This window comes from Ureibacillus terrenus, from assembly GCF_006569205.1.
GTDB lineage: Bacteria > Bacillota > Bacilli > Bacillales_A > Planococcaceae > Ureibacillus > Ureibacillus terrenus.
Map to the genome: position 1 here is coordinate 21,873 of NZ_VIGD01000013.1, position 26,327 is coordinate 48,199.

Consider the following 26,327-nt stretch of genomic DNA (forward strand, 5'->3'; position numbering starts at 1 on the left):
CATCTTTTTTATTGGACAAAAGGCAGGCTCGCCAAAATCCCGTTATACAGTTTTAAACAAACAAATAGGACGGCTGCCAAGAAGATCGCCCAAAAAAGAACTTCAAATACGATAAACCCGACCATCCCCGGCAATGACGTATATTGGCTCATTTTGTATATCGTATAAACAAAGGAACAAAATAATGATAATGCGAAAATGATCAGCAGCATAGGCAATGATTGGACGGCAATGGTGCTGACGAGCCCCCCGATGAAAAAAATCGCATATCCTCCACGGCCCGCTTTCACCGCCTTCCCCTCGGCATCTTTCGAGAAAAAATACATGCCCGTTTCATAAATCGTTTCCCCTATTAATTTTAAAGCGGAAAACAACATGAAAAAGCATAGGAAAATGACGAACAAGAGAAGCACCCGGATTTCCATATCCGTGAAAAATTCCCGCAGGCCGGCATATAAACCGATGGATTGGAACAATTCGACCGCCCTGCTTACGGCAAAAATGCCAAAGGTTAAACTGTAAAGCAAAATGGATAATAAAGGTAAATAACTGTATAAGTACGGATTTTTCATCATATTTGCCCCGTTTACTGTATTTTTCCTAACTTATCATAGCAAAATTTCTCAATCTATCAAGAGAAGAAAAGAAAAAGAGTGCGGAAATCCGCACCCATTAGTAACGGCCGTATGGTGGATAGAATGGAGGATAGATTGGATAATATGGATTGAATGGTGGATAAAATCTAGGATAATAATATCCTTGAGGATAAATCACGTTCCCCAATAATCCCCCTAAAAACCCTCCTAGAAAAGGATAGCCAAAGAAATTGAATCCCCCTCTGTTATATGGTACCGGACGATGGTGATATCGGTAATGAGACATAGTAAACCTCCTTTTCTTTAGTAACATATGTAAGAAAAGGAGGTTCACTTATGTTAATTGCCTAAACTATGTTAAATGCGAAATCTTCAACAAATGTCGCCAGGGTGCGGACCATTACGCCCGTGCCGCCCTTTGGACCCAAATCGTAAGGCTTTGATGCGTCGGATGTTCCTGCAATATCCAAATGAATCCATGGGGTCTTTTCCACAAATTCTCCGACAAATCCCCCTGCAAAAATCATATGTCCATCGCTTCCAGGAGAATTGTTCAAGTCGGCGATCTGGGAATCGCGAATGCGTTTTCTGTCCCTTTCCGTCAATGGCATGCCCCAAACAAATTCGCCTGTTTTGATGCTCGCTTCCATAAACTTATCGAAAAAGCCTTCATGATTTGTCAATGCACCGGTTTTATCATACCCCAAAGCGGTAATCACCCCGCCTGTCAAAGTCGCCACATCAATCAAATAATTTGCCCCGTGTTGTTTTGCATATGTAACGGCATCCGCCAAAATGAGGCGCCCTTCCGCATCGGCATTTTTGATTTCCACCGTTTTGCCGCTATATGTCGTAATCACATCGTCCGGCTTAAAGGCATCGCCTGAAATCATGTTGTCCGTTGCTCCAATAACCGCAACAACATTCTTTTTCGGTTTCCTTTCACCGATAATTTTCATTGCGCCAAGAACGGCCGCTGCTCCCCCCATATCGCCTTTCATGCCGACCATTCCGGTTTTCGACTTGATGGAATAGCCGCCCGTATCATAGGTAACACCTTTCCCCACCAAACCAATGACGTTTTTCCACTCATCGGTTCCTTTATATTTCAATGTTATGACTCTCGGTTCATTCGTCGATCCGCGGTTTACCGCCAAAATACCGCCCATGCCCAGTTCTTCGATTTGCGCTTTATTCAGTATTTCCACTTCAAAGCCGTATTGGTGGGCCAAATCAACCGCATAATCCGCCAAATCCGCAGCTCTTAATATATTTGGAGGCAAATTCACCAATGTTCTCGCTTCGTTAACCGCCTCCGCATAAACGGATCCCCACTTGTAGCTTTCCGCTATTTCGTCGACATCTTCATCAGTGACAAAATACACTTCATCCAAATGGACATCCGGAACATTCGAAGTGGTTTTATAATGGGGAACTTGATAAAATCCCATTCCGCATCCTTCCCCAAACAAAAAAGCGGCATCTTTTTCATGAATCGGAGCTGCCGTGAAGGATTCCAACCAAATCGTAAACTTGTTTGCCCTCATCTCACGGAGCTGTTTGCCTACAAGTCCGAAAGTTTCCCTCAATTCGTTCCGCGTCAAAGTCTTCGGATCTCCCAATCCTACAAACAACACCCTCTGCAAATGATCATGGGTGCCGATAAACGGGATTCTCGTTAATTTTTTCCGATCCGTATCAATATCACCGGTGCGAATCCATTTTTCAACCTGCTCGCCGTAAAAGGATACGAAATCTTTCCATCCTTGAATATGGTCGCAATTTTTTTGTACGCCGACAATCAATAATTCCGTCGGTATTTGTGCAAAGGATATTTTCTCTTTTCGAATCATCGTCCAGAACCTCCATGCCAAATAAAAATAGGCCCAAATTTGTATCGAATAAATAAAAAAGTCACTTCCAACTATAGGTTATCGTATAACCAGGGAAGTGACAAATTATAACAAAGAAAAGGAAAAATATCCTGTTATATTAACCCTCTCCGACACTTTCCATTTGCTTGATTTCTTCCGCAGACACATTTTCAGCCGCCTTTTGTTTTAAGGTGATTAAAGCTACAGTTCCCAATATTCCTAATCCCACCAGGAACAACATGCCCACTTTTACACTCAATACCCCTAAAATATACGGTCCCAAAAATCCTCCAAGGGATGCCATTGAATTCACCAATGCTATGCCGACCGGTGCCGTTCTTTCTGTAAAAAAGTGGGTTTCATAGGCGAAGAAGCATCCCGCAAAGATATACAGACCAAAGGAAGCGATTGCCAGGCAGACAACCATCCACCCAGGGGAACTCATGAAACTTGCACACGCAAATCCGACGAATGCGATGACAAAAGAGGCAATCAGATGCTCACGATATTTTCCTGTACGATCTGAGTTCCATCCTGCCAAGAGTATCGCAATGATTCCGACAATCGATGGAATCATCGCCAGCAAACCGATCGCCACGTTTGTCGTACCTTCCGCCGACAAGTTCTTTAAAATCGTCGGCAGCCAGAAAGACAATCCGAACATGCAAGTATAATTTGAAAAATAGATGAACGCCAATTTCCAAACCGTTGCGTCCTTCAGCATTTCACCGATGTATTTTTTATTCAGTTTGTTGCTTTCTTTCAGTTCATTTTGAAGCTCGGCTTCCAGCCAATCCTTTTCCTCCTGCGACAGCCATTTCGCTTCTCCGGGACGATTGACTAAATAGAACAGCACCACAATTCCGAGCACAATCGCAGGAAGACCTTCCAATATAAACATCCAGCGCCATCCTGCCAATCCAAACCAGGAAATATGGTCAATGATCCACGTGGAGACCGGAGCTCCGATCAGTCCCGCAATCGGCAGCGCCAAAAGCAGAACCGCTGTCGCCCTGCCCCGCTCCTTTTTCCGGAACCAATACGTCAAATAAAGAACGGCTCCAGGGAAAAATCCAGCCTCGGCAACGCCTAAAATAAACCGCAGAATATATAGATGGGATGCATCCTGAACAAATCCCGTCAATACGACGATGATTCCCCAGGTAATCATAATCCGGGCAATCCAAAGTCTTGCGCCAACTTTATTTAATATCATATTGCTCGGAATTTCGAACAAGAAATAGCCGATAAAGAAAATTCCCGACAACAAACCGAAGACTTCCGATGTCAATGCTAGATCCGCATTCATCTCCAATGCGGCATATCCTAAATTCACCCGATCAAGATGGGCGACAATGTAAAGAATCAAGATAAACGGCAAAATCCTGAACATCGTTTTCCTGATCGTCGTCTGTTCGATTAATTGAATATCTTTCAATAATGCTCCCCCCAGATTAATCGTTTTCACAATGTGAATAGGAAAAAACGAGTACAAATTGTAATAATAAGAAATGGCCAGAAATCGTTATGGAATAACGATTTCTGCCAATTGACGCTTCAATCCGACATAATCATCATGGCTATTTGCAACAACCTGCTGCGCCTTCTGAATCGTTTGTTGTCCAATTCCGATATAATTTTTCAAATAGAGCGACAGCCGGATAAAATGCTGCAATGTTTCATGGACATAGATTTTGGCTGCAATCTTGATGCGCTGATCTGCCTCCGCTTTTTGCGCCCTTGCCAACAAGCTGTCCATGGCATATAAACCGATTACCATATCGGCAATGGCCGCCGCCAATTCCTGTTCCTCATTCATATCGGATTTGTTACTGCGAGCGCTTTCAATCAATTCTTTAAATATGTTTCTCGCCATTGTGATTTTTTGCATTTCCTCCCCGAATGAGCCATTTAAATTGTTTTCTTCTTCAATAGCGGGTTCGTACTCCTTCACAATATGGCCGGCAATGAGAATGCGATTAATTTCATTTGTTCCTTCAAAAATCCGGTTGATTCGTACATCCCGATACAATTGTTCGATTTCGTATTCCCGCATATAACCATAGCCGCCATGAATTTGCAGCGCTTCATCCACAATCTTCCATACCGCTTCGGTCGCCAGCACTTTGTTGATGGAGCAATGCACCGCAAATCTGGCAACCAATTTCGCAATGGAATCATACGGCTCTGAAAAGGCTTCTTCCAATTCTCCTGCCGTGCGATAGACAACACTTTCGACGGCCAATGTTTGAACGGCCATATCGGCAATTTTTTCTCTGATCAGGTTAAAACTCGTCAATGGCTTATTAAATTGTTGACGGGTCTTGCCATAATCAATGGCCAGTTCCATTGCCCTTTTTGCAGTGCCTAAAGAACTCAGCGCAATTTTATGTCTTCCGAAATTCAATACATTGAATGCGATGATATGTCCCCGCCCGATTTCGCCAATCACGTTTTCCGCCGGTACATGGACTTGATCCAAAATGAGCGAGCGGGTAGATGAACCATCCAGACCCATTTTGTTTTCCTCAGGGCCCGTCGATAAACCTTCACGGTCCGCTTCAACGATGAAAGCGGTAAAGTGCTTTCGATCCACTTTTGCATAGACGATAAAGATATCGGCAAATCCGGAGTTGGTAATCCACTGCTTCTCGCCATTTAAAATGTAATATTTGCCGCATGGGGATAAAACGGCGGAAGTCTTTATGCCTAAAGCATCCGTCCCTGCGGATGGCTCTGTCAACGCATATGCGGCAATCTGCTCTCCGGTCAATAGCTTCGGCAAATAGCGGGCTTTCTGCTCTTTCGTTCCAAAAAGCGCGATTGGAAGGGCTCCGATACCTGTCTGGCCGCTAAAAGTGATATTGAAAGACCTTGATTTTGCCATTTCTTCCGCGATAATGGCAGCGCTTACTTTTCCGAGCCCCAGACCTCCATCTTCTTCAGAGATATCCGCCGCAATCAATCCCAGCTCCCCCGCCTTTAACATCAATTTTTTCGTTTCTTCGAATTGTTTCTGTTCGATGAGGCGAAGAACCGGAAACGCATCCCGCTCGACAAATTTGCGAACCGTCTGCCGAAGCATGAGATGTTCATCGGTAAAATCTTCTACCGTAAATACATCATTCGGCCGGCTTGTTCTGTTCAAAAAGGACAATAAACTTTTCGTAGAGCTAGTCATGGGCGACAACCTCTCTTTCAAGAGATAAAGTTAATTTGTCGACGACATTTTTTGGAATCGGCTGTGCTTTCGGTGTATCGGAAAAGGACGTCCATGCGCGCACCATGTAGCCATGGGCGACAATCTCGTTCCCTCTTTTAAACACATGTCTCAATTTGAAGGTTTTATTATGGATTTCCAACACGGTTGTTTCAATCACCACATGATCTTCAAAGAAAAGCGGTCTCTTAAACTGGCAAAAGGCTTCCAGGATGGGCAATGCCAGTTTATCTTCCCGGTACAGCTTGCTGGAAGGTTTAATCAGTTCCGCAAGATATTCATGGGTCGCTTCATCCATCCATTTATAAAAATTCGGCGTAAACACAATTCCCGCGGCATCCGTGTCTCCCCACCGCACTTTGAATTCATATTTATGCATATTCCCACCCGCCTTTAATTCCGTAATTATCGCAGAGTCGCTTTCAATTTTTCCGTAATGATGTTTTTCAGTTCATGTTTAATGATTTTTCCGCTTGCAGTGATCGGAAGTTTATCAACAAAAATAATCCGGTCCGGCACTTTGAAATCCGCCACTTTGTCTTTGATGTATTCTTTCAGGGACTGTTCGTCCTCCTCATGTCCAGGCTTCAGTTTGATGACCGCGCAGCTGATTTCGCCCAGCACCGTATCAGGCAACCCGATAATGGCCACCTCCAAAATGCTAGGATGCTTGTAGAAATGCTCTTCGATTTCGCGTGGATAAATATTATATCCTCCCCGGATAATCATTTCTTTCTTGCGCCCGACAATGCGGACATACCCCTGCTCATCCATTGTTCCCAGGTCGCCTGTATAGAAGTAGCCGTCGTCATCGAACGCCGCTTGCGTATATTCCGGCATTTTGTAATACCCTTTCATGACGCCTTTCCCTTTTACCGCGATTTCCCCTATTTCTCCGATGCCGACCTTTTGTCTTTGGGCATCCACGATCTTACCGTCATAGCCCGGCAAAAATTTACCCACCGTTGTCGATTTTAAATAGTCGTCATCCTCAAAACTTGTAAAGGTAATAGGCGCGGAAGTTTCTGTAAGGCCATAGGAAACTTGGATGTCGCACCCCATTTCCGTCCGGATTTTCCGCACAATTTCTTCAGGACATGGAGCCGCCGCGATAATCCCCGTTCTTAACGAGGACAAATCAAATTTGTGGAATTCAGGATGGTTGAGTTCCAGAATGAACATCGTCGGTACACCATAATGGACCGTCACTTTTTCGCTTTCAATCAGCCGCAGTGCATTGATGGCTTTATATTCTTCCAGGAACACCATCTTTGAACCTTTGAGGACCACTGATAGAATGCCAGGCACTAATCCAAATACATGGAAAATCGGAACCGGAATCAAATACACATCATCTTTTGAGCATTTCAGGGCATCCACAGTAATGGTCGCGGAGTACACCACGTTTTCATGTGTCAACATGGCACCTTTTGGTCTGCCGGTCGTTCCGGATGTGTACAGGATTGTATAAACGTCTTCCGATGGGGTGATTGAAGGAGAAGGAACAGGATACCCCCTTCCTTTTTTCAATAAATCGGAATAAGATGAATATTCTGACTTTTTAGAGCGCACTGTGATAATATCTTCCAAATGATGATCTTCATTTCTGGATTTTAAATATTGTTCAAAGGTATCGAAATATTGAAAATCCTTTCCTACAAACATTCCTTTGGCGCCGGAATTTTCCAGGATATAGAGCAGTTCTTCCCTGCTGTATCTCGTGTTGCAAGGGATTAAAATCGCTCCCAATCGCGCCAAAGCAAAGTAAATGGCGACTCCTTCATACCAGTTTGGAAGGGAAACCATGACCCTGTCGCCTTTTTGATAACCCTTTTGTGCCAAAGCCGCGGCAATTAACCGGGCTTCTTCGATTAATTGCCGGTACGTAACACGATTGGCACCGTCAAAGACCGCCTCTTTGTCAGGGTACTTTTCAGAAGCCTTCTCCAGCAATTCAAAAACTGTCGTCATATTTCAACCCCCTTTATAATCTCTCCCAAATCGCTGCAATTCCTTGTCCGCCGCCAATGCAAACCGCGGATGCGCCATATTTCTTTCCTCTTCTGGCCAGTTCATAAATGAGCGTCAATGAAATTCTTACCCCTGAAACTGCCAAAGGATGCCCCAAAGCTACTGCACCGCCATTGACATTTCCGATTGCCGGATCAAAGCCCAATTCCTTTTGACATGCCAGATACTGGGCTGAAAAGGCTTCGTTGATTTCGATCAAGTCCAAATCATGCAGCTTTAATCCCGCTTTTTTCAAAGCATTTTGAATTGCCGGAACAGGACCGATTCCCATATATTTCGGTTCCACTCCTACAACGTCCCATGACACCAGTCTGGCAATCGGCTTTAATCCTCTTTTTTCGGCATAATCGGAAGAAGCAAGGACAACAGCCGCTCCTGCATCATTCATTCCGCTTGCATTGCCCGGTGTGACAACACCGTTTTCTATAAATCTGGGAGGCAATTTTCCCAATTCTTCCAAACTTGTTTTTCTTGGATGTTCATCGGTATCAATAAGTACGGAACCTTTCTTCTTTTTCACTTCGACAGGTACAATTTCTTTCTTGAAATATCCTTTGTCCATGGCCGCAAGCGCTCTTTCATGACTTGTAAGCGCATGCAAATCCACTTCTTCCCGTGTAATTTCATATTTTTTCGCTAAATTTTCCGCAGTGACCGCCATGGAACATTGGCCGTATGTGTCATATAATCCATCCCATAGCCAATCTTCAATGACCGGCGATCCCAATTTTGTGCCCCAACGCATTCCCCGGATGACATGGGGAACCTGGCTCATATTTTCCGCACCGCCGGCCAGCACCACATTGGCTTCCCCTGTCTGGATGAACCTGGCAGCGGTTAAAATCACTTCTATGCCGGTACCGCATAAACGATTGATGGTAACGGCCGGCACTTCGATCGGCACTTTCGCTTTCAATCCGACGTGGCGGGCCAGGAAATGGGCATCCTTGCTGGACTGTTGGACATTTCCGAATACCACATGATCAATTTCTTCAGGGGCAATGTTCGACCTTTTGATCGCTTCAACAGACGCATATGCGCCCAAATCGGTCGCCGGGACATCCCGGAATGAACCGCAAAATTCGGCTAAAGCTGTCCGTGCGCCTTCTAACAGAACGATATCTTGTTTCACAAAAATCATCTCCCTGTAAATTTCGGCTGTCTTTTTTCCACGAATGCCTGCATTCCTTCTTTTCGGTCTTTTGTTGCAAAGGTATTGCCAAAGCAGGCCATTTCAATCGTAAGACCTGATTCTATATCAACATTTGCTCCGGAATTCACCGCCAATTTCAGCATTCTTAATGCCACTTGAGGTTTTTCGGCCAATTTCGCAGCCCAAGCTTTTGCTTCTGCCAATAGATTTTCGGATGGAACAACTTTATTGACAATATGCCATTCCAAAGCTTGCTCCGCCGTGATCATTTCTCCGAAATAAAGCAGCTCTTTTGCAATTCCTTGGCCGACAATCCTTTGTAATCTTTGCGTTCCTCCTCCGCCCGGTATGATGCCGAGATTGATTTCCGGAAACGCGAATTTTGCTTTTTCTGAAGCAATCCGCAAATCGCAGGAGAGCGCCAATTCCAGACCTCCCCCGAGGGCAAGTCCGTTGATGGCGGCAATGACAGGCTTCGCCAAGTTTTCAATTGTCGAGAAGGTTTTTCTTGAAATTTGATTCATCTCCAACATGTCGACTGCATCCAATTCCAGCATTTCACGGATATCCGCACCTGCGACGAAAGCCTTTTCGCCGCTGCCCGTCAGAATAATGGCATGGACATCTTCCCGGCTCTCAAGTTCCGTCATCAGTTGGGTGAGTTCTTTAAAAACGGCAGTATTCAATGGATTGACCGGCGGACGATTGATGGTAACAATAGCAATCTTATTCTCTACTTCATAAAGTAATGATTCATATTTAACAAAAGCGTCCTCCAACTTTTTATTTGTTATAGTCATAGAAACCAGCTCCTGTCTTTTTTCCTAATCTTCCCGCCCTTACTAATTGTTTCAGCAGCAAAGGCGGCGCAAAACGGTTGTCATTCAATTCATTTTTCATATATTCCATCACGTAGTAGCCGACATCGACGCCTGCATAATCCTGCAATGTGAAAGGCCCCATCGGATAATTCAAACCGAGGGTCACCGCTTTATCGATGTCTTCCGCAGTCGCAACCCCTTCTTCGAGCAGACGGATCGCTTCGATAAATTGTGGAATCATGATCCGGTTGACAATAAATCCTGGAACATCTTTTTTCACTTCTATCGGTTCTTTTCCCAACTGTTTTGAAAACGCTTTTATTTCAGCGACTGTTTCATCGCTCGTCTTAAGCCCGCGCACCACTTCCACCAGCTTCATGATTTGGGCCGGATTGAAGAAATGCATCCCAGCGACCCTTTCCGGGCGTTTTGTTGTTTCCGCGAGCTCGGTAATGGACATGGAAGAGGTATTTGTGGCAATGATTGCGCCTTCCGGCAAAATGTCATCCAATTTTGAAAAGACTTCTTTTTTCACATCCAAATTTTCAATAACCGCCTCGATGGCAAGATCGGCTTCCTTCAAATCTTCCAAATTTGTCGTCGGACGGATTCTTTCAAGCACTTCCGCTTTTTCGCTCTCTGTGATTTTTCCCTTTTCAACGCTTTTTTGCATAAATTTTTCTATGCGGGACAAACCATTATCTAGAAATCTAGTTTCCACATCGTGCAGAATTACTTGGAATCCGCTGCTGGCAATCAAGTTTGCGATTCCGCTTCCCATAGTGCCTGCGCCTATAACACCAACTGTTTTTATAGCCATCACTTCGATCCCCTTTTCATTTTTTAAAATTTTCTGTAATTAACTATAAGCCATTTTCTTTTTCGACTGTACCTATACCGTGTAGGAACAATTCAATGAATTTTCATCATTTTTGCGGAGAATGAACAAGTCAATTCCGGAATATTAAATTACTTGACAATAATAAAAAAAACTGCCCTGAAACAAACGTTTCAGAGGCAGTTTTTACAGTTTCAATGATTGAACATGAATTTCATTCCCAAAAAGGTTATACAATTTAATGGCCATATTCAAATTAAACCGGTGTTCCGCATTATTTAAATCCACTTGCAAAAGATCTTCGATTTTTTCCAGACGGTATTGAAGTGTGCTTCGGTGAATGAATAATTCGTTTGCCGTTTCTTTCATGTTCCCGTTATGGGATAAATACACTTGAAGGGTTTGCAGCAGATCCATGTTTTTGCCTTCGCTGTTTAATAGTGGCCCGATATGATCCTGGATGAAAATGGAGGCGATTTCACCGTCGATTTCATGGAGCAGCGCATAGGCCCCCAATTCATCAAACAATGCAAAACCCGCATCATTGAATCGCGACTTCACCACATTTAAGCATTTTTTCGCCTGCAAATATGAAACCGAATAATCCGGGATTTGATTCGTTTTCCCCCCCACTGCCAGTAAAACCAGAACTTTTTCGCATTCATTTTTGACCCACTTTTTTAGATTTTCATACATTTTGCTCCAATAGCTTTTTACTTGCCCGTTCATCGACGATGCGGGGGCGATCAAAACAATGTCCCCTTCTTTGTTGACGATGAATACTTCCGGAAAATAATTCGAAAGATTGGTTTTGAGCTTTTCCAATATCCGCGACTTGCAGGACTCCTGTTCCAATATATCCAGTTTTTCATCCAATATGGTCAAAGATAATATGGCCACATAATGGGGGCGTTCAATATCCCAACGGAAAAGATTTGCGTATTGGTAAACATTTTCTATTTCGTCAAGATGATTGGACAATATTTTATTGATAAAACTGTCCCGGACTTGTTCTTTCGTATCAAGAATAATTTTTTGCTTCATGAATTGGATGGAATAAATATTGCGGGCAACATCAATCGTCAGCCGGAAATAATCATCCATTTTGGCGTTTGAAACATCCAGCACCAGGTATCCAAAGAAATCCCCTCCTACATCAATCGTCCAATAGGCGATCGTTTTCCCGGACAACGCACTCGGATTCCAGGCCTTCGATGCACGCTTCTGAACGATTTCGTAAGTGGCCAGCTCCAAATATTCATCCAACAATCCTTCGTCTTCTGGCGACAGTTTATAAGAGATTGGCCTCAAAAAACGGTCCAACAGAATGACCGACTTGTTCAAAGCCTGATTCAATGTTTCGGTGATTTCATCGATGGAACTGCCATGAATCGTTTCTTTCACAAGGGTTTGTTGATACAGAAGCAATTGGTGCAGCTTATGCTTATGCTGTTTTTCCCTTTGGAATAACATTGCAATGGCCACGTCTTTGCCAAATTCGTCAAAAACGCTTTCCATTTCCTCGAACAACATCACTTTTTGGAAATAACCGATGATGCAAAAGCCAAACAGATTCAACTCATTTTTTAAAGGAAAAGTAAACCAGGTAGGAATCTTCTCATCCTGGAGCAATTTCGTGAATGCGCAATTTTTTTCCCTGGCCAACTGCTCGTGGGTTAAGCTGGATAAAAACAGGTTTGGGGAACACTGATCGACATTTAACGGAAAAGCATTGATGAAAGCCCTCTTTGCCCCGCTCCATGACTTCACGGTTAATTGCCCGTCCGATTTAACAACGATTCCCACGAAATCCGCGGACAGTTTTTCCCGGAAAGAGTCCGAAATGTATTGAAGAGTCTCTTCTTCGGAATCGAATTGAACAAGCTGCCGGGAAGTCGATTTTAAATGCCTTTCTAACTTTTTCACGATATTTTCTTTTTTTTGTTCCTTTTTCATTCCGTTCACAGCCTTTATTCATAATTTTCATACTATTTATATACTAATTTTACAAATTCATCGTTAGTTTCCAATATCCTAAATGAAAAATTTCCAAATAACCACGTAAGCAATCCCATGCAAACGACTAAAAATAGAAAATACAGTTATGCTATACTAATGGAAAGATATGAAAGAAAGGGTATGGAAAATTTGGCCATTTTTCAAAACGCTCCATTAATCCTGGCGCTATTTTCTATCATCTTTGCGCAAATCATTAAAGTCCCCATTCATTTCTTATTTACGGGGCAAATCAACTGGTCATTGTTTACTTCCACCGGCGGCATGCCAAGTTCCCATTCCGCTGCCGTGACAAGCCTCGCTACAGCCGTCGGATATGAAACCGGTTTTGACTCCCCCATTTTTGCGGTGGCCGCATTATTTGCGGGAATTGTCATGTATGATGCAAGCGGCGTCCGTTATCAGGCAGGCCAGCATGCGGCCATGCTAAATAAAATCCGCAGAGAATTAACCGTCTTTTTCCGGGACATGAAACATTGGAATGAAAAAGACGGAAATGAAAAACAGGAAGAACTAAAAACACTATTGGGACATAAGCCCAATGAAGTATTAACAGGAGCGATTACCGGAATCGCCATTGCTGTTATTTTTTACACGTTCATTCGGTAAAAAAGGATCTATCCAAAAGCCGCATTCTCTTTTGGATAGATCCTTTTTAAAACATCCGATAGCCTTGTTTCCTTAAAATGATCATAACGATTCCGGCAACGATGGTGCCAAGGAATCCGCCCGATAAAATGGCAATATCCACGAATTGGAGGGATAAAATTTTGTCCCATAAAGCGGGCCATGCATAACCAGGTTTAAATATATAATCGAAAAAACTTACTTCATCAATGATAAAGATGACGACAACCGGATAAATAATGGTCATCAGCCAGGTCATGCGAAGAAGCATATTTAATAAGAAACCGATACCAAAAAACATCACAAAAAATAAAACAATTGAAATGATTAACTGTACAATCGAAACTGAGCCACCCATATAAGTATAACCTCCATTTTCCTCCCATTAGTTTAACCTAATTGAGTTGTCCTTTCAAATGGAAAAATGGAAACAATATTGAAAAAAGAAGTCCGGCGTTCCGTTTCCGGAATGCCGGACTTTTGCTTAAACCGCTTCTCCCACCGCTTTTCCTCTCACAAATCTCGGACTGTTCCATAATTTGACCCATGATTTTAATGCGGTTATCACAACCACGAGTCCAAGAATCAGCATAATGATGGATAGAATGCCGTTTAACACCGAATAGCCGCTGGATGCGGAATTCCAATATACATTTTTGATCATCCAGATGCCCGCGACATTGACCGTAATGTATAAATACACCAAAGGGATGATGCATGTTAGCACATAAATTCGCTTTGTCGCAATCTTTAAAATCACTGTTGCGCCGATGACTAAACCGATGGACGCCATCAGCTGGTTGGATACCCCGAAGAGCGCCCAAATCGGACCAATCTCGCCGGTGTACAATAGGTATCCCCACATGAAGCAAGCCAATGCGCTTGCAAAGATCGTGCCCGGCATCCAATCCGTCCGCTTCAACGGCCTGATGACATCCCCCAGGAAATCCTGGATCAGATAACGCGCCACCCGTGTGCCTGCATCAATCGCAGTCAAAATGAATACGGCTTCGAACATGATGACAAATTGATAAAAATAGCTGCTTAAATTCGCAAACCAAGGAACGCCCGTAAAGATTTGCGTCATACCTACGGCAAGAGATACCGCACCGCCTGTTCTTCCTTCCAGGTCAATCCCGATTGTCTGGGATAATTGGGGCAGGTTGACCACTTCCATGCCCAATGTGGCAAACACTGCCGGGGCTGCATTGATGGCAAAATAATCGGCCGGATGCAGGGAAGTCGCCGCAATAAGCGCCATGACCCCCACCAAACTTTCCACAAGCATGGCTCCAAATCCTACGACGCGAATATCTTCCCATTTATCCAGCATCTTTGGTGTCGTGCCGGAACCGATAAATGCATGGAAACCGGAAATGGCGCCGCAAGCGATGGTAATGGAAACAAACGGCCATACAGGACCGGCAATGATTGGGCCTCCGCCATGTACAAATTCCGTCACCGCAGGAAATTGAATTACAGGGTTAACAAAAAATACGCCGACAATCAGTGCAATAAATACACCGATTTTCATAAAGCTGGATAAATAATCTCTTGGAGCAAGCAGGAACCATACAGGCAATGCCGCCGCGAAGAATGCATAAATCGGCAAGATCAGTGCAAGCGTTTGGCGGTCCAGCGTCAGCCATTGTCCCAACACCGTATCCTGGATATAAGGCCCTGCAAAGACGCCAATCAACAGCAAAATAAATCCAACGGCGGACGTCACGAGTAAATTTCCTGTTTTCTTATATGCGACTCCGACAAGCATGGCAATCGGAATCGTAATGGCAACCGCAAATGTACCCCACGGGTTTCTTTCCAGAGCTCCGAGAACAACCATCGAAAGCCCGGCCATTGTAATGGTAATAATGAATAGCATGGCAAGTCCCGTACAAAATGCGGCCACCGGTCCGAGTTCTTCCTTCATCACTTCTGAAAGCGATTTCCCTTTTTGGCGCATGGATGCAAACAATACTACGGCATCATGCACCGCTCCCCCGATCACCGCGCCAATCAAGAGCCAAAGCAGCCCCGGCAAATAGCCGAATTGGGCCGCAAGTACAGGACCAACCAAAGGGCCAGCCGCTGCAATCGCGGCAAAATGATGGCCGAAAGCGACCCATTTATTTGTCGGCACATAGTCTTGTCCGTCATTCAGTTCGTGGGCGGGCGTCGGTTTTTTGTCGTTAATCAGCAATACTTTTTTCGTGAAAAAATAGCCGTAGAACCGGTAGCCGATGACAAGTATACAAATGGCCCCGATTACAATCGAAAGTCCGTTCATACATTTCCCCCATCCACTTTTTTCCTAATTTATCAGATTGCTTCAAACAAGAATCAGCGTCCACTTTCGTTATTGAAATTTTCTGAAATCTCAGTCCGTAAGCGGAAAATCCCCCTTTCTTTTTCTATAAAATTATTATTTTTAATGTATGTCCGAAACAAAAAAAATATATTTTATTTGTTAAAAAACACGCGGTAGGACGTGTATTGGAACCAGTCTCCCGGATTGATCCCGTCGTTTTTTGAGAGCTGGTGGCGGATCAATGAATCGCTTGCCATCTCCTGCAGCATGACGGAAGCTTCTCCGCAAGTTAATAATTCATTTACCGAAAGCCATTTCGCATCGTACAATTCCTTCTCCTGAATCCGTATCGGCTGATGTTCATTGATCGGTCTGCAGGCAAAAATGGCCATATTGTCGCTTACTTCTCCCCGGATGACCCCGGTTCTGAAACCGACCATTCCGGTGACGATACAGTGAATTCCGGTTTCCTCCCTTACTTCCCGGAGAGCCGCTTCATCCGCCGTTTCCCCATATTGCACAAATCCGGCGGGAATCGACCATACCCCTTTTAAGCCGCTATATTTCTTTTTTACCACAAGCCATTTGCCATCGGAGTTGACCACAACGGCCCCTGCTCCCAACCAAACTTTACCACGCTCATTCTTCACACATACTCCCCCTCAGTCCTTACTCATCACTATTTTACATTTTTTAAAAGTTTTTGAACATATCGAGAAAGATATAAACCCGCAAAAGGTGATTCATGAAAACGATGTTTTAAAACACCTGCAAATGATTCATTTTTGTATAAAAAAAATCCCCCCGATTTTGAAAAATCAGGGGGATGCAGGTCCACAGCATATGCTGTTTGGCCATCTTTCATCCGATTTTTTTAACATTCTTCCGGCGTACCGGCCACCTTTGCCGTTCTAAAGGATGAACCGCAGCCGCATGTGGCGATGGCGTTCGGATTGTCGATCGTGAAGCCTCCGCCCATCAAGGATTGTTTATAATCGATTTTTGTTCCCATCAGAATCGGCGCATCTTCTTTGGAAACCAGAATTTTAATACCATGCTGCTCATCGGTATAATCGTCTTCATTGATGTTCCGATCAAAATTCATGCCATACGTAAGTCCGCTGCAACCTCCGCCGTGAACGGCCACACGCAAGCAGGAACCTTCTTCTTCGTTATGCTTCGCCATTTCCTTAATGCGATAAGCGGCAGCTTCTGTCAGCTCAATGACTTTCTTTTCCGTAGTCAACCGTATCACCTTCCTTAAACAATATAATAGCAGTGAAAACCTATTTTTGACAATGAAACTGCTCTTAATCCGGTATGGTATTAATATATTGGAACATTGCAAATCTATACTTGTTTATGTGAATCACTAAACCCATTCAAAAGGGAACTTATGATTTTAATTGCATGAAGTCATTGGGAATTGAGCAGAATGGGTTAAAGAACATGTTCATACCATTGGCAATGAATGAAAATCAGGAAATATAAAGAATGATAAAAAACGGTGTACTCTCCATTCTCATTTAGAGTACACCGTTTTCAATCAAACATGCCTTGTTAAATCAGAATACTTGCTCTACTTCGACAATGCCAGGCACTTCTTCCAACAATGCGCGCTCGATGCCTGCTTTAAGCGTAATCGTGGAGCTTGGGCATGAACCGCAAGCGCCCAACAAACGCAATTTTACTACGCCGTCTTCCACATCGATGAGTTCGCAATCTCCGCCGTCGCGAAGCAGAAACGGGCGCAATTTATCTAAAACTTCTTTAACTTGTTCAAATTGCTCAGCATTTGTCATATCCTCTCGACTCCTTTCATTAAAATCATTATAATCTGAATAAGAGAAAAAATCCATTATTAATGTTGCGAAAGAGGGTTGAAAAATGATTAAACTGGTACCGCTAATAGAAGTTTACGGTGCTGATCAAATTTGCGCAAGCTGCGTAAATGCCCCATCTTCCAAAGATACTTATGAATGGCTGGAAGCCGCCATTACCCGCAAATATCCGAATCAGCCTTTTTTCATGCGCTACATAGATATCAATCAGCCGTTAACCGATGAGCGGGACAAAAAGTATGCCGAACGCATTCATAATGATGAATTTTTTTATCCCCTCGTCCTGATCAATGATGAAGTGGTAGGAGAAGGGTATATCCAAATTCAGCCTATATTTAAAGCGCTTGAAAAATTGGGATTCGTCCCTGCCGAATAGCTAGACCGTCCCAAAAAAACCAAAAATTCGCAAGTAACAAAAGGGTTACTTGCGAATTTTCCTTTAATTGTCATTTTGCCGTTTATACATCCATAGCAATCCGGACTTCAAAAGCCGGGCAATTCTTCCGGTCATCGTTTTATCGGCGATATAAACAAATCCTTGTTTTTTCCCTAATGATCCCATAAAACCTTTCAATTTAATTGGCGGCATTTTTTCAGGCAACTTTTCGCCTTTCCAGCGCAATTTCAACACTTGCGCAATCCGTTCCGCCTGTTCTTCCGCAAGCTGGGCGCTTGCAGGCAAATCGGATGACGCACAGTCTCCCACAACATATACATGCTCGTCATCGACCAGTTGAAAATATTGATTCACAAGCGGACGGCCTTTATTGTCCTTTTGTGCATCCATTTCCCGGACAATTTTTACCGGTTGAACGCCTGCCGTCCAAACAATCGCATCCACCTCGATGACTTCATCATGGTTGTAAATTTTTCCGGGTTCCACTTTTGTGATATTTGACTCCGGAATCACTTCAACGTTATTTTTTTCAAACCATTCTTGTATATATCTGCTTAACTTTTCAGGGAAAGAACGCAAAATGCGAGGAGAACGGTCAAACAATTTAATTATTAAATCTTTGCGGCTCTCCCTCAATTCACTTGCAATTTCAATCCCGCTCAATCCTGCTCCGACAATCGCGACAACAGAACCTGCCGGAAGACCGCACAACGTTTCAAAGGTTTTGCGTGAGTTGGCGATTGTCTGTATGCTCAATGTGTGTTCCGCCGCGCCGGGAACGTTATGGTAATCATCTTCGCATCCAAGGCCGATGACTAAATCATCATAAGGGATTTCTCTGCCATCTTGCAAATAAACCTTTTTTTCTTTGCGGTCAATTTTTGTTATTTCACCGTACACTTTTTCCAATCTCGGATGTTCCGGAAAATCGACGCGCACTTTTTTATCGGTCGTTGTTCCTGCCGCCAGTGCATAAAATTCCGTTTTTAAGCTATGGAATGGATTTCGGTCGACTAAAATAATTTTCGTATCTTCAGGAAACTGGTTAGGCAATAAACGGAGCAAAATTCGCATATTTCCGTAACCGCCGCCAAGTAATACAAGATTTTTCATAGAAAACTCCCCTAAATTAGTTTGTCCAATTTGTTCACAAATTTTACACAATCAATAGTAGTATATAATATTGTGAGAGCTTTCACAATAGATTTTTGTGAAAAGATTCACAAAAAATCAATTCATTGACGAAAGTGAATTTTCAGAGTAGGATTTCATTGAGCGAGGTGAACAAACTTGAATCCTTTGGTGGAATTTTGCATGTCCAATTTGGCGATGGGAGCTTATGAAACATATGATGTATTGGAAAACGATCCAAATATCGATGTCCTTGAATATGATTGCCTAAGCCACTGCTCTTTATGTGCCGAAAAATTATACGCTCTTGTGAATGGCGAAATTGTGGAGGCTGATACTCCCGAAGAACTGACGAAAAAAATTTATGCATATATCGAGGAAAATCCTCTTTTTTAATAGATCCGGGGCTGTTTACGATCAACAGCCCCTGCATCGCTTTCTTCAACCTATTTGGTTATAGTTCGAACTCGCTTAAATCCTGGACACAATAAGTCGGCTGCAATTCTTTTTCTTTCACCTTCTCCGTGCTTACGGCCCCGGTGTTTACATGAACGGTATCGCACCCGAAACGGATGCCGCACAAAATGTCCGTATCGTAATTATCCCCGATCATTACCATCTCGCTTTTTTGATACCCATGTCCCTGCCGAATCATCTCCAAAATGGCCGGTGACGGTTTCCCCAAAAAAATCGGTTCCACATTGCATACCTGGGCGACCAGTTTTACGAAAGATCCGTTTCCGGGCTGAAATCCTGCTTCAGTCGGGACCCTTATATCCTCATTTGTTCCGATCAGTGTTGCGCCATTTTGGACAGCCAGACATGCCTTCGCCAACTTTTGATAAGTGATCATCCGGTCAATTCCCATGACAACCACATCCGGATTTTCTTCAACGATGTGTATGTTGTGTTGCCCAAGGGCATAACGGATTCCATCCTGGCCGATCACAAACACCTTGGCCTGTCCGAAATGTTCTTTGACATATTTGGCCGTCACGAAAGCGCTGGAGTAAATCTGTTTTTCTGACGCTTCCACCCCGAACCGCAGCAGCGCTTCCTTGATCTGGGACGGAGTTTTCGAAGAATTATTCGTAACAAAAAAATAATCCAGCTGTTTTTCCCGCAATGTGCGGATAAATTTGATGGCGGCCGGGATGGCTTCTTTGCCTCGATACACGGTGCCGTCTAAATCAAAACAGAAGGCGCGATACTGTTTCATTCACGGTCCTCCGGCAGGAATGCGGAAACAGGCCCCAATTCATTTTCCAAATACTCCGTCACTTCTTTGGAGAAGGTTTTTAAATACGGCACTGTATTTTTCAATACTTCATATACCCTTTCAATATCCACTTGAATAAATTCGCGGACGAGATTTTTTCTCAAACTGATCAATTCTTTGAAAGGTTGTTCTTTTTCTGCGGGAATGACCTTCTCATCGATCAAAATATCGATAATATCATCATAGCTGCCCGGATCCCGCATAATAAACCCGTCAATCATCAAATTTCCGACATCGATGACGGATTCAAGGGCATTATGGGCGATGCGTTCCAACGCCAATTTTTTTATATCATTTTCAAGCCAATTTTGTTCCTGTTCAAAAACGGCAATCATTTCGTCCAAATATGCTAAAGTGTTCACGATTTTCTTTCGATCCACAAAATACATGTCCAATGCCTCCAATTCAAAAGTTGATTGTTCTTTCGTATCTATAGTAACATATTGTGTAGTATTGGAAGGAGAACAAAAAACGATGGAACGTTTTTTCTTATATGATGATATAGAAGATACAAAGACAAGATTCGTCAGCTTCACCGGCAAAAAGCTGCGCTACGATTTGGCGATTATCCAGTCGACGCGCTTTTACGGAAAAGTGCTCGTTTTGGATATGCAATTTGGACGGTTTGCCATCATTGGTCCCGATGATTTGGAAGAGCCGGGTTATCTGGAGTATGTTTTTAATAAAACGGAAGAGGAAGCAGAAGATTTGAGAGAATATTTAATGGAATTATTATCTTAAAGTTCAAACAGGCCATCTCCGGTTGGGAGATGGCCTTCCTATTTTCTTGCATTTATATTTATTGCTGTTTCATTTTTTCGCGAACCTGACCGTTCGGAGCTGATACATGTTTATCCTGGGATACCCGGCCAATTTTCTTTAATATGAAATAGGCGCATCCAAAATTGCAGTACTCAAACAAATAATCCTGTACCGTGCTGATTTTGTTATCATAAGTGGCATTTTTGTTCCGGTCATCAAAGAATCCTTTTAATCTTAATTGCCCGTATCCCCAATCTCCTACGATATAATCATATTTTGCCAGCACATCCGTATATCGGTTGATGAAGGCTTCATTTTGGAAGCCGTCCCGATAATTCTCGATTAATTCATAAGCAATTCCATCCACTACAATCATCCAAACACCTCCAATTCCAAAACCGGAACTACAATTCGGCTTGGAACTGTCCAGTTTTCGTTGCTTCATTTACTTGTTCGTCAGCATGGTAGCTGCTCCGGACCAAAGGACCCGCTTCACAATGTTTGAAACCTTTTTCCATTGCGATTTTACGCAATTTTCCAAACTCCAAAGGCGTATAATATTTTTTTACAGGCAAATGTTTTTTTGTCGGCTGCAAATACTGGCCGATGGTCATGATATCCACATTGTTCGCCCTCAGATCATCCATGACTTCCAAAATTTCATCCCATGTTTCACCGAGGCCGATCATCAACGAAGATTTTGTCGGGATATCCGGCTGCATCTCTTTTGCTCTTCGCAAAAATTCCAATGAACGGTCATAAGTGGCGCGGGCGCGGACCCGTGGAGTAAGTCTCCGTACAGTTTCAATGTTATGGTTTAAAATGTCCGGCCTTGCATCCATGATGATGCGCAAGTTTTCTTCCACCCCTCCCAAATCCGATGGAAGCACTTCAATGGATGTTTGCGGCGATTTTCGACGAATTGCCCGGATCGTTTCCGCCATAATGCCCGCACCGCCGTCTTTCAAATCGTCCCGCGCAACCATGGTAATCACGACGTGTTTTAAATTCATCAATTTGACGGAATCCGCGACCCTTTCAGGTTCCTGCAGATCCAATTCTGTCGGAAGCCCGGTTTTTACCGCGCAGAACCGGCATGCGCGGGTGCAAACGGCCCCCAAAATCATCATCGTCGCGGTTCTCCGTTCGCCCCAACATTCATGGATATTGGGACAGCGCGCTTCTTCGCAGACGGTATGCAAGTTTTTTTCCCTCATCAATTTCTTTAAATCTCTATATCCTTCATTTGTATTAAATTTTATCTTCAACCATTCGGGTTTTCTCAAAATTTCTTTATTGCTCACTACGTATCAGCCCCTATCAATTTAAGAAAAAATAGAACCATCTACTTGTCAATATAACATGTTCACGCTTTTGTAACAACTGACAAAAATATGGGGAGGAAAAATTCCGATCATTCTATCGGTACAGGGACCTCAATGGAAGGCTGTGCCCCATCTCCATTGTTTGTATAAATATTTGGGACCTGGCTTCTCGTCAGACCGATCGCTACAGGGATGGATTGCTCCACCGTAGTCGTTTTGCTTGCAAAAGGAACTATTATTTGGACATTTACTTTAAAGTTAATGCTCACTTCTACCAGGGCATTATTAATACCGAATTCTGTAATCCTTGTGCCGACGTCGCTTGTAACATTTCCGATGATGTGAAAACGAATCGGCACTTTTGGACCCAAATTTCCCAAAAGAGGAAGATTTAATGCTTGGGCAAGCGGAACAAGAAAGACAATCCCATCCCCCTTTTGAATTTCGGAAACATCATATTCCACATTATCCAATTCCGGAAGCTGGGATAAGTCTCCTTTCTCCGCCATTTCAAGATGCTCTTTTACGAGGGTGGTTGTTTCCGCGCGCACCTGATTGATGATTTCTGTATTAAATTTGGTCGTCAGCATATAATCCGATTCCGTAGGCAAATCTTCTATGATTTCATTGATGTCCAGCACAGAGGATGTCCTCGCATTAATAGCTTTGCTGACCACATGGGAAGCGATTTTACGGGTTTGCACTTCAGCATAATCCAAATATACAGGCATTAAACGGGAATTAAGAAAATATAAAAATAATACCACAGTCAAAACAAAACTCATAAAAAACAAAGCAAACCGGTTCGCTCTTCTTTTTTTTCTCGGCGCGCGGAACATCATTCTTCGGGGTCTTCTCGAAAACAAAAAATCTCCTCCTATGTCATGTTATGAATAGGAGGAGATGACTATTCAAGGCCCCTCTGCACCGTTTTCGCATTTGCGCAGATTATGAAAAATGGCGTTTGCAATATTCCACCAGCACATCTCTTAAAAAATATGGCAAATAATATTTCTTTTTTGCATATTTGAAATTAGGGAAAAAGTATCCAAACGTAAACATATCGAGGGTCGCCAATTGGTAGGTTTTATTCAGATCGCTGACTTCTCCTTTTACAATCAACTCCCGGTTCTTGTTGACGGAAAATTCATAGGTTAAAATCTTGCCGAACACCAAACCTCTGAATCCCAATCCCCTCAGCTCGAGTTGTGACCACTCCTCATTTTTCGCCTGCAAATATACTTCTTTTAATTGCCGTCCCGTCAATTCCACCACACATAAGTTGATGGGGTGGGGCAAAATGCGGTGAATATCATATTTACTCACATTCCCTTTTTTCAAACCATCCAAAAAGATGCCCGCATTAAACATCGCACAATCGGCGCCGGTATGCTCCAAAACCGCTTTCGCGAAAAGCCTTGAAATCTGGGAATGATGGAACCACTCCTTATTATAGCTTTTCGCCGATTGAAAAAGGGGTTCGCTCATTAACTCCTTGCCGGTGTGCGACAACTGTTCCAAAAACTCCAATTCACCCTCGATTTCAGGCAACAGCGCATTATCAATCACCATTTCTTCCTTGTGGACAATTTTCCGGCGTTCATGATCATACTGAATGACCAAATGTCCGGTATATGCGCCGAATTTGCCGCATCCGGTGAGCAGCACCCCGTTCACCATTTTCCCTTCTTCAAGAAAATGATGGGTATGGGCGCCAAAAATCACATCCAATTCAGGACATTCCTGAGCCAACATCTCATCCTCTGTAATGCCCAAATGGGACAAGCACAGTAAAATATCCACTTCTCCCCGCAGCTCTTTGGCAATGGAGATAATTGCTTTTCTCGGCTCTGTAATCTCCCATTGAAGCTCTTTATAAAACAGTTCGTAAAAAGCGGTAGCACCGATGACCCCAATTTTTGTACCATATTTTGTCCTCAAAATGGTATAAGGCTTCAGCCATTTTGGATTTTCTCCATTTGCCGCCTTCAAATTGGCGACAACCACTTCAAATCTGGCATCATCATATAAATGGTACAGCTCGTCAAAGTCCAAAGTGATGCCTTCATTATTGCCGATGGTCACAACATCGTATTGGGCCTCATTCAATAACTTCACATTCCCGAGCCCCAGGGTCGCTTCCGTATAAATGTTTGAACGGTCCAAGTGATCCCCGACATCAAACAAGAAACTGGGCTCGCCTTTTTCCGCATAGGCAAGCCGCTCATTCCGAATGAAATATTGGGAACGCAACCAATATTCGAAATGGCTATGTATATCGTTTGTATGGTAGAAATGAATCGTCTCAAGCAAACTGCTCACCATCTCTCACATTTAAACTAGCCCTTCTATTATAGAACGGATCCCGATCAGCACCATAACGATTTGCAGTACGAGAACGACCGTTTTGGATTTCATCCGCTTGTTTAAAGCCGCTCCCAATTTTGCCCCCAAATAGGCCCCGATGATGACAGGAACCGTATAATGCCAAGGGACATTTCCTAAAGCGATATGGCTGATGGAATTGACAATGGATGTTAAAAAGACCATAAACATGGAAGTCGCGACGGCAACATGGGCAGGAAAACGGAACAACAGAATCATGGCCGGTACGATTAACGAACCGCCCCCGATGCCGAATAAGCCGGAAATCATCCCGACAAAAAAGGAAAAGCCGACCGCAAACCATACAGGATATCCAAATTCAAACGTCTGCCCCTGCCGGTCTGTAAAACTTCTCTTTATGCCATGATCCATAAACCATTGGATCGGCTTGAGTTTATCGCGGACAAATAATAAGGTTGACAAAACAATCAATAAAATACCGAAGTAAAGATTGAAGGAATCGATATTTAAGCCTTTATTGAGCCACGCCCCTAGAATCGCACCGGGCGCACTCCCGATAAAAAATATCGATCCGCTGATAAAATCGACTTGTTTGGAACGCATGTAGGAAATCGTAGAAGACAGCCCTGTAAAAATCATCATGACAACGGATAGGCCGACCACCCGTTGGGGTGTAATATCAGGGAAGTATCCCAATTGAACGCCGAAATAGAGGGTTGCGGGAATTAACACGACCCCTCCCCCCAATCCGACGAGCGAACCAAGTATTCCAGCGCATAGCGCAATGATTGCCAGTAGTAAATATTCCATCAAAATTCCCCTTCAAAAAGATTTAATTGTTTCGGTGCCAGCCCATCATACCGGATATTTAATATTTCCTGCAGCGTTTTTGCGTTGCCTGCCGCATGATGGCCTGAATTGTTATTGAATAGCACAAATATCTCTTCCGCTTTTTTCTCCAATTCTTTAATATGCTTTGCCAAATCTTCCAGTTCCTCTTGACTATAGTCATATAAAAATCGGACTTCTCTCCAGTTGGGTGCACCGGTATTTCTCCATCCAAAAACATTTCTTCCATGAAGGCGCACAAGCGCTTTTTTATTTGTCGCTTCCGGAACAAAAGGAACCGAACCGATTCCTGCCTGCGGTTCATCACAAACGGTATGTATCAATCCATTTTCCCTGAGAAACTGGATTGTTGCTTCTTTTCTGCCGTTTTGAAACCAGGTTTGATTCCGGAATTCAATCGCGATCGGAAATCCTTGTAATTGCTGTTTTAGATATAAGATATATTTCACATTTCGGGAAGTGCAGTCAAACCATGGCGGAAATTGGACCAAAATCATGGCCAATTTATCCGCTTGCCGGAAAGCATCGGCGCACTCCCTGAATGCTTCAAACATTTCCGAATGATCCTGATAAGGAAGTTCATCTTTATTGTGGCCCGTCATACCTTGATAGGCCTTCACAATAAACTGAAACTTCTCCGGTGTCTCCGCCGTCCATTTTTCGACGTTTTTGACAGATGGAATGGCATAAAAAGAGGTATCCACTTCCACAATAGGAAAGTGTCCGCTATAATCAAAGAGTTTATCTTTCTTTGAGGAATTTTCCCGATAAAGGGAAGGATGGTCCCCCCATCCAGTAAGACCAATTTTTATCATTTCTCCCTCTCCATTTTATCTCATTTTTACATATATAAAAAAGTATAAACGATTATACGAAAAAAGTTCGATTACGCAATACGTAAATCGAACTTTTT

29 protein-coding genes are annotated in these 26,327 nt (G+C 43.3%); 4 read left to right on the plus strand and 25 right to left on the minus strand.

Going from position 1 to position 26,327, the window contains the following annotated elements:
* Positions 1–8: 8 nt before the first annotated feature.
* The 11 genes from FKZ59_RS10470 to FKZ59_RS10520 form a co-directional block, all read right to left on the minus strand.
* Complete coding sequence (locus tag FKZ59_RS10470) at positions 9–572, minus strand: DUF5366 family protein (protein ID WP_141602703.1); 564 nt, start codon at positions 570–572, stop codon at positions 9–11.
* Between the two features lie 100 nt (positions 573–672).
* Positions 673–882: a hypothetical protein gene (locus FKZ59_RS10475; RefSeq protein ID WP_141602704.1), complete on the minus strand. Its 210-nt coding sequence runs from the start codon at positions 880–882 to the stop codon at positions 673–675.
* A 61-nt stretch (positions 883–943) separates the two neighbouring features.
* Positions 944–2,449: a leucyl aminopeptidase gene (locus tag FKZ59_RS10480; protein ID WP_141602705.1), complete on the minus strand. Its 1,506-nt coding sequence runs from the start codon at positions 2,447–2,449 to the stop codon at positions 944–946.
* Between the two features lie 139 nt (positions 2,450–2,588).
* On the minus strand, positions 2,589–3,908 hold the full coding sequence (locus FKZ59_RS10485; protein ID WP_246045870.1) for an MFS transporter: 1,320 nt from the start codon (positions 3,906–3,908) through the stop codon (positions 2,589–2,591).
* Between the two features lie 87 nt (positions 3,909–3,995).
* Positions 3,996–5,651, minus strand: a complete 1,656-nt coding sequence (locus FKZ59_RS10490; protein WP_141602706.1) for an acyl-CoA dehydrogenase family protein — start codon at positions 5,649–5,651, stop codon at positions 3,996–3,998.
* Positions 5,644–6,069 carry an acyl-CoA thioesterase gene (locus FKZ59_RS10495; RefSeq protein WP_141602707.1) on the minus strand — a complete coding sequence of 142 codons (426 nt, stop codon included), beginning with the start codon at positions 6,067–6,069 and terminating at the stop codon, positions 5,644–5,646. The genes FKZ59_RS10490 and FKZ59_RS10495 overlap by 8 nt, the downstream gene beginning before the upstream one ends.
* A 26-nt stretch (positions 6,070–6,095) precedes the next feature.
* Positions 6,096–7,661 (minus strand): class I adenylate-forming enzyme family protein, encoded by a 1,566-nt coding sequence (locus FKZ59_RS10500; RefSeq protein ID WP_141602708.1) that lies wholly within the window; start codon positions 7,659–7,661, stop codon positions 6,096–6,098.
* Positions 7,662–7,674: 13 nt separating this feature from the next.
* A complete protein-coding gene (locus FKZ59_RS10505; protein ID WP_141602709.1) occupies positions 7,675–8,853 on the minus strand; it encodes an acetyl-CoA C-acetyltransferase in 1,179 nt (392 codons plus the stop codon).
* Positions 8,854–8,858: 5 nt separating this feature from the next.
* Entirely contained in the window at positions 8,859–9,674 is an 816-nt protein-coding gene (locus tag FKZ59_RS10510) for an enoyl-CoA hydratase/isomerase family protein (RefSeq protein ID WP_141602710.1), read from the minus strand.
* Positions 9,658–10,515 carry a 3-hydroxyacyl-CoA dehydrogenase family protein gene (locus tag FKZ59_RS10515; RefSeq protein ID WP_141602711.1) on the minus strand — a complete coding sequence of 286 codons (858 nt, stop codon included), beginning with the start codon at positions 10,513–10,515 and terminating at the stop codon, positions 9,658–9,660. Before FKZ59_RS10515 ends, FKZ59_RS10510 begins: the two co-directional genes overlap by 17 nt.
* Before the next feature lie 204 nt (positions 10,516–10,719).
* Positions 10,720–12,489: a helix-turn-helix domain-containing protein gene (locus FKZ59_RS10520; protein ID WP_141602712.1), complete on the minus strand. Its 1,770-nt coding sequence runs from the start codon at positions 12,487–12,489 to the stop codon at positions 10,720–10,722.
* 183 nt (positions 12,490–12,672) lie between these two features.
* On the opposite strand from FKZ59_RS10520, the gene FKZ59_RS10525 reads away from it, so the two are divergent.
* Complete coding sequence (locus FKZ59_RS10525) at positions 12,673–13,158, plus strand: divergent PAP2 family protein (protein ID WP_141602713.1); 486 nt, start codon at positions 12,673–12,675, stop codon at positions 13,156–13,158.
* A 46-nt stretch (positions 13,159–13,204) separates the two neighbouring features.
* Here FKZ59_RS10525 and FKZ59_RS10530 read toward each other — a convergent pair whose 3' ends face one another.
* The 5 genes from FKZ59_RS10530 to FKZ59_RS10555 form a co-directional block, all read right to left on the minus strand.
* Positions 13,205–13,534 (minus strand): YuiB family protein, encoded by a 330-nt coding sequence (locus FKZ59_RS10530; protein WP_141602714.1) that lies wholly within the window; start codon positions 13,532–13,534, stop codon positions 13,205–13,207.
* Between the two features lie 126 nt (positions 13,535–13,660).
* On the minus strand, positions 13,661–15,463 hold the full coding sequence (locus tag FKZ59_RS10535; protein ID WP_141602715.1) for a carbon starvation CstA family protein: 1,803 nt from the start codon (positions 15,461–15,463) through the stop codon (positions 13,661–13,663).
* Between the two features lie 173 nt (positions 15,464–15,636).
* On the minus strand, positions 15,637–16,134 hold the full coding sequence (locus tag FKZ59_RS10540) for an NUDIX domain-containing protein (protein WP_141602716.1): 498 nt from the start codon (positions 16,132–16,134) through the stop codon (positions 15,637–15,639).
* Positions 16,135–16,358: 224 nt separating this feature from the next.
* Positions 16,359–16,730: a HesB/IscA family protein gene (locus FKZ59_RS10550; protein WP_141602718.1), complete on the minus strand. Its 372-nt coding sequence runs from the start codon at positions 16,728–16,730 to the stop codon at positions 16,359–16,361.
* Between the two features lie 319 nt (positions 16,731–17,049).
* Positions 17,050–17,286 (minus strand): NifU family protein, encoded by a 237-nt coding sequence (locus FKZ59_RS10555; RefSeq protein WP_141602719.1) that lies wholly within the window; start codon positions 17,284–17,286, stop codon positions 17,050–17,052.
* 85 nt (positions 17,287–17,371) lie between these two features.
* Between FKZ59_RS10555 and FKZ59_RS10560 the strand changes: the two genes are divergently transcribed.
* The gene (locus tag FKZ59_RS10560) at positions 17,372–17,701 is read left to right on the plus strand and encodes a YuzD family protein (protein ID WP_141602720.1); all 330 of its coding nucleotides are present in this window, start codon (positions 17,372–17,374) and stop codon (positions 17,699–17,701) included.
* Positions 17,702–17,764: 63 nt separating this feature from the next.
* Here the strand turns inward: FKZ59_RS10560 and FKZ59_RS10565 are convergent, their stop codons facing one another.
* Positions 17,765–18,835, minus strand: coding sequence for an NAD(P)/FAD-dependent oxidoreductase (locus FKZ59_RS10565; protein WP_141602721.1), 1,071 nt, complete (start codon positions 18,833–18,835; stop codon positions 17,765–17,767).
* A gap of 177 nt (positions 18,836–19,012) precedes the next feature.
* Between FKZ59_RS10565 and FKZ59_RS10570 the strand changes: the two genes are divergently transcribed.
* Positions 19,013–19,249: a YuzB family protein gene (locus FKZ59_RS10570; RefSeq protein ID WP_141602722.1), complete on the plus strand. Its 237-nt coding sequence runs from the start codon at positions 19,013–19,015 to the stop codon at positions 19,247–19,249.
* A gap of 58 nt (positions 19,250–19,307) precedes the next feature.
* Here FKZ59_RS10570 and FKZ59_RS10575 read toward each other — a convergent pair whose 3' ends face one another.
* Both FKZ59_RS10575 and FKZ59_RS10580 read right to left on the minus strand, forming a co-directional pair.
* Entirely contained in the window at positions 19,308–20,072 is a 765-nt protein-coding gene (locus tag FKZ59_RS10575) for a TIGR01457 family HAD-type hydrolase (protein WP_141602723.1), read from the minus strand.
* Positions 20,069–20,521, minus strand: a complete 453-nt coding sequence (locus FKZ59_RS10580) for a DUF86 domain-containing protein (RefSeq protein WP_141602724.1) — start codon at positions 20,519–20,521, stop codon at positions 20,069–20,071. Before FKZ59_RS10580 ends, FKZ59_RS10575 begins: the two co-directional genes overlap by 4 nt.
* 85 nt (positions 20,522–20,606) lie before the next feature.
* Here FKZ59_RS10580 and FKZ59_RS10585 point away from each other — a divergent pair, with 85 nt between their 5' ends.
* Positions 20,607–20,873 (plus strand): DUF3055 domain-containing protein, encoded by a 267-nt coding sequence (locus tag FKZ59_RS10585; protein ID WP_141602725.1) that lies wholly within the window; start codon positions 20,607–20,609, stop codon positions 20,871–20,873.
* Between the two features lie 58 nt (positions 20,874–20,931).
* Here the strand turns inward: FKZ59_RS10585 and FKZ59_RS10590 are convergent, their stop codons facing one another.
* From FKZ59_RS10590 to FKZ59_RS10615, 6 genes are all read right to left on the minus strand, one after another.
* Positions 20,932–21,270 carry a YutD family protein gene (locus tag FKZ59_RS10590; protein ID WP_141602726.1) on the minus strand — a complete coding sequence of 113 codons (339 nt, stop codon included), beginning with the start codon at positions 21,268–21,270 and terminating at the stop codon, positions 20,932–20,934.
* Positions 21,271–21,298: 28 nt separating this feature from the next.
* Positions 21,299–22,198 (minus strand): lipoyl synthase, encoded by a 900-nt coding sequence (gene lipA, locus FKZ59_RS10595; RefSeq protein ID WP_141602727.1) that lies wholly within the window; start codon positions 22,196–22,198, stop codon positions 21,299–21,301.
* 110 nt (positions 22,199–22,308) lie between these two features.
* Complete coding sequence (gene yunB / locus FKZ59_RS10600; RefSeq protein ID WP_246045872.1) at positions 22,309–23,085, minus strand: sporulation protein YunB; 777 nt, start codon at positions 23,083–23,085, stop codon at positions 22,309–22,311.
* A gap of 82 nt (positions 23,086–23,167) precedes the next feature.
* Positions 23,168–24,532 (minus strand): bifunctional metallophosphatase/5'-nucleotidase, encoded by a 1,365-nt coding sequence (locus FKZ59_RS10605; protein WP_141602728.1) that lies wholly within the window; start codon positions 24,530–24,532, stop codon positions 23,168–23,170.
* Between the two features lie 21 nt (positions 24,533–24,553).
* Positions 24,554–25,375 carry a sulfite exporter TauE/SafE family protein gene (locus FKZ59_RS10610; protein WP_141602729.1) on the minus strand — a complete coding sequence of 274 codons (822 nt, stop codon included), beginning with the start codon at positions 25,373–25,375 and terminating at the stop codon, positions 24,554–24,556.
* Positions 25,375–26,229, minus strand: a complete 855-nt coding sequence (locus tag FKZ59_RS10615) for a DUF72 domain-containing protein (RefSeq protein WP_141602730.1) — start codon at positions 26,227–26,229, stop codon at positions 25,375–25,377. Before FKZ59_RS10615 ends, FKZ59_RS10610 begins: the two co-directional genes overlap by 1 nt.
* Positions 26,230–26,327 lie beyond the last annotated feature (98 nt).

Bases quoted from the DNA above. Each gene is read 5' to 3' on its own strand.
- FKZ59_RS10470 (WP_141602703.1), bottom strand. From the start codon at position 572: ATGAAAAATCCGTACTTATACAGTTATTTACCTTTATTATCCATTTTG.
- FKZ59_RS10475 (WP_141602704.1), bottom strand. From the start codon at position 882: ATGTCTCATTACCGATATCACCATCGTCCGGTACCATATAACAGAGGG.
- FKZ59_RS10480 (WP_141602705.1), bottom strand. From the start codon at position 2,449: ATGATTCGAAAAGAGAAAATATCCTTTGCACAAATACCGACGGAATTA.
- FKZ59_RS10490 (WP_141602706.1), bottom strand. From the start codon at position 5,651: ATGACTAGCTCTACGAAAAGTTTATTGTCCTTTTTGAACAGAACAAGC.
- FKZ59_RS10495 (WP_141602707.1), bottom strand. From the start codon at position 6,069: ATGCATAAATATGAATTCAAAGTGCGGTGGGGAGACACGGATGCCGCG.
- FKZ59_RS10500 (WP_141602708.1), bottom strand. From the start codon at position 7,661: ATGACGACAGTTTTTGAATTGCTGGAGAAGGCTTCTGAAAAGTACCCT.
- FKZ59_RS10510 (WP_141602710.1), bottom strand. From the start codon at position 9,674: ATGACTATAACAAATAAAAAGTTGGAGGACGCTTTTGTTAAATATGAA.
- FKZ59_RS10515 (WP_141602711.1), bottom strand. From the start codon at position 10,515: ATGGCTATAAAAACAGTTGGTGTTATAGGCGCAGGCACTATGGGAAGC.
- FKZ59_RS10520 (WP_141602712.1), bottom strand. From the start codon at position 12,489: ATGAAAAAGGAACAAAAAAAAGAAAATATCGTGAAAAAGTTAGAAAGG.
- FKZ59_RS10525 (WP_141602713.1), top strand. From the start codon at position 12,673: ATGGAAAATTTGGCCATTTTTCAAAACGCTCCATTAATCCTGGCGCTA.
- FKZ59_RS10530 (WP_141602714.1), bottom strand. From the start codon at position 13,534: ATGGGTGGCTCAGTTTCGATTGTACAGTTAATCATTTCAATTGTTTTA.
- FKZ59_RS10535 (WP_141602715.1), bottom strand. From the start codon at position 15,463: ATGAACGGACTTTCGATTGTAATCGGGGCCATTTGTATACTTGTCATC.
- FKZ59_RS10555 (WP_141602719.1), bottom strand. From the start codon at position 17,286: ATGACAAATGCTGAGCAATTTGAACAAGTTAAAGAAGTTTTAGATAAA.
- FKZ59_RS10560 (WP_141602720.1), top strand. From the start codon at position 17,372: ATGATTAAACTGGTACCGCTAATAGAAGTTTACGGTGCTGATCAAATT.
- FKZ59_RS10565 (WP_141602721.1), bottom strand. From the start codon at position 18,835: ATGAAAAATCTTGTATTACTTGGCGGCGGTTACGGAAATATGCGAATT.
- FKZ59_RS10575 (WP_141602723.1), bottom strand. From the start codon at position 20,072: ATGAAACAGTATCGCGCCTTCTGTTTTGATTTAGACGGCACCGTGTAT.
- FKZ59_RS10580 (WP_141602724.1), bottom strand. From the start codon at position 20,521: ATGTATTTTGTGGATCGAAAGAAAATCGTGAACACTTTAGCATATTTG.
- FKZ59_RS10585 (WP_141602725.1), top strand. From the start codon at position 20,607: ATGGAACGTTTTTTCTTATATGATGATATAGAAGATACAAAGACAAGA.
- FKZ59_RS10590 (WP_141602726.1), bottom strand. From the start codon at position 21,270: ATGATTGTAGTGGATGGAATTGCTTATGAATTAATCGAGAATTATCGG.
- FKZ59_RS10610 (WP_141602729.1), bottom strand. From the start codon at position 25,375: ATGGAATATTTACTACTGGCAATCATTGCGCTATGCGCTGGAATACTT.
- FKZ59_RS10615 (WP_141602730.1), bottom strand. From the start codon at position 26,229: ATGATAAAAATTGGTCTTACTGGATGGGGGGACCATCCTTCCCTTTAT.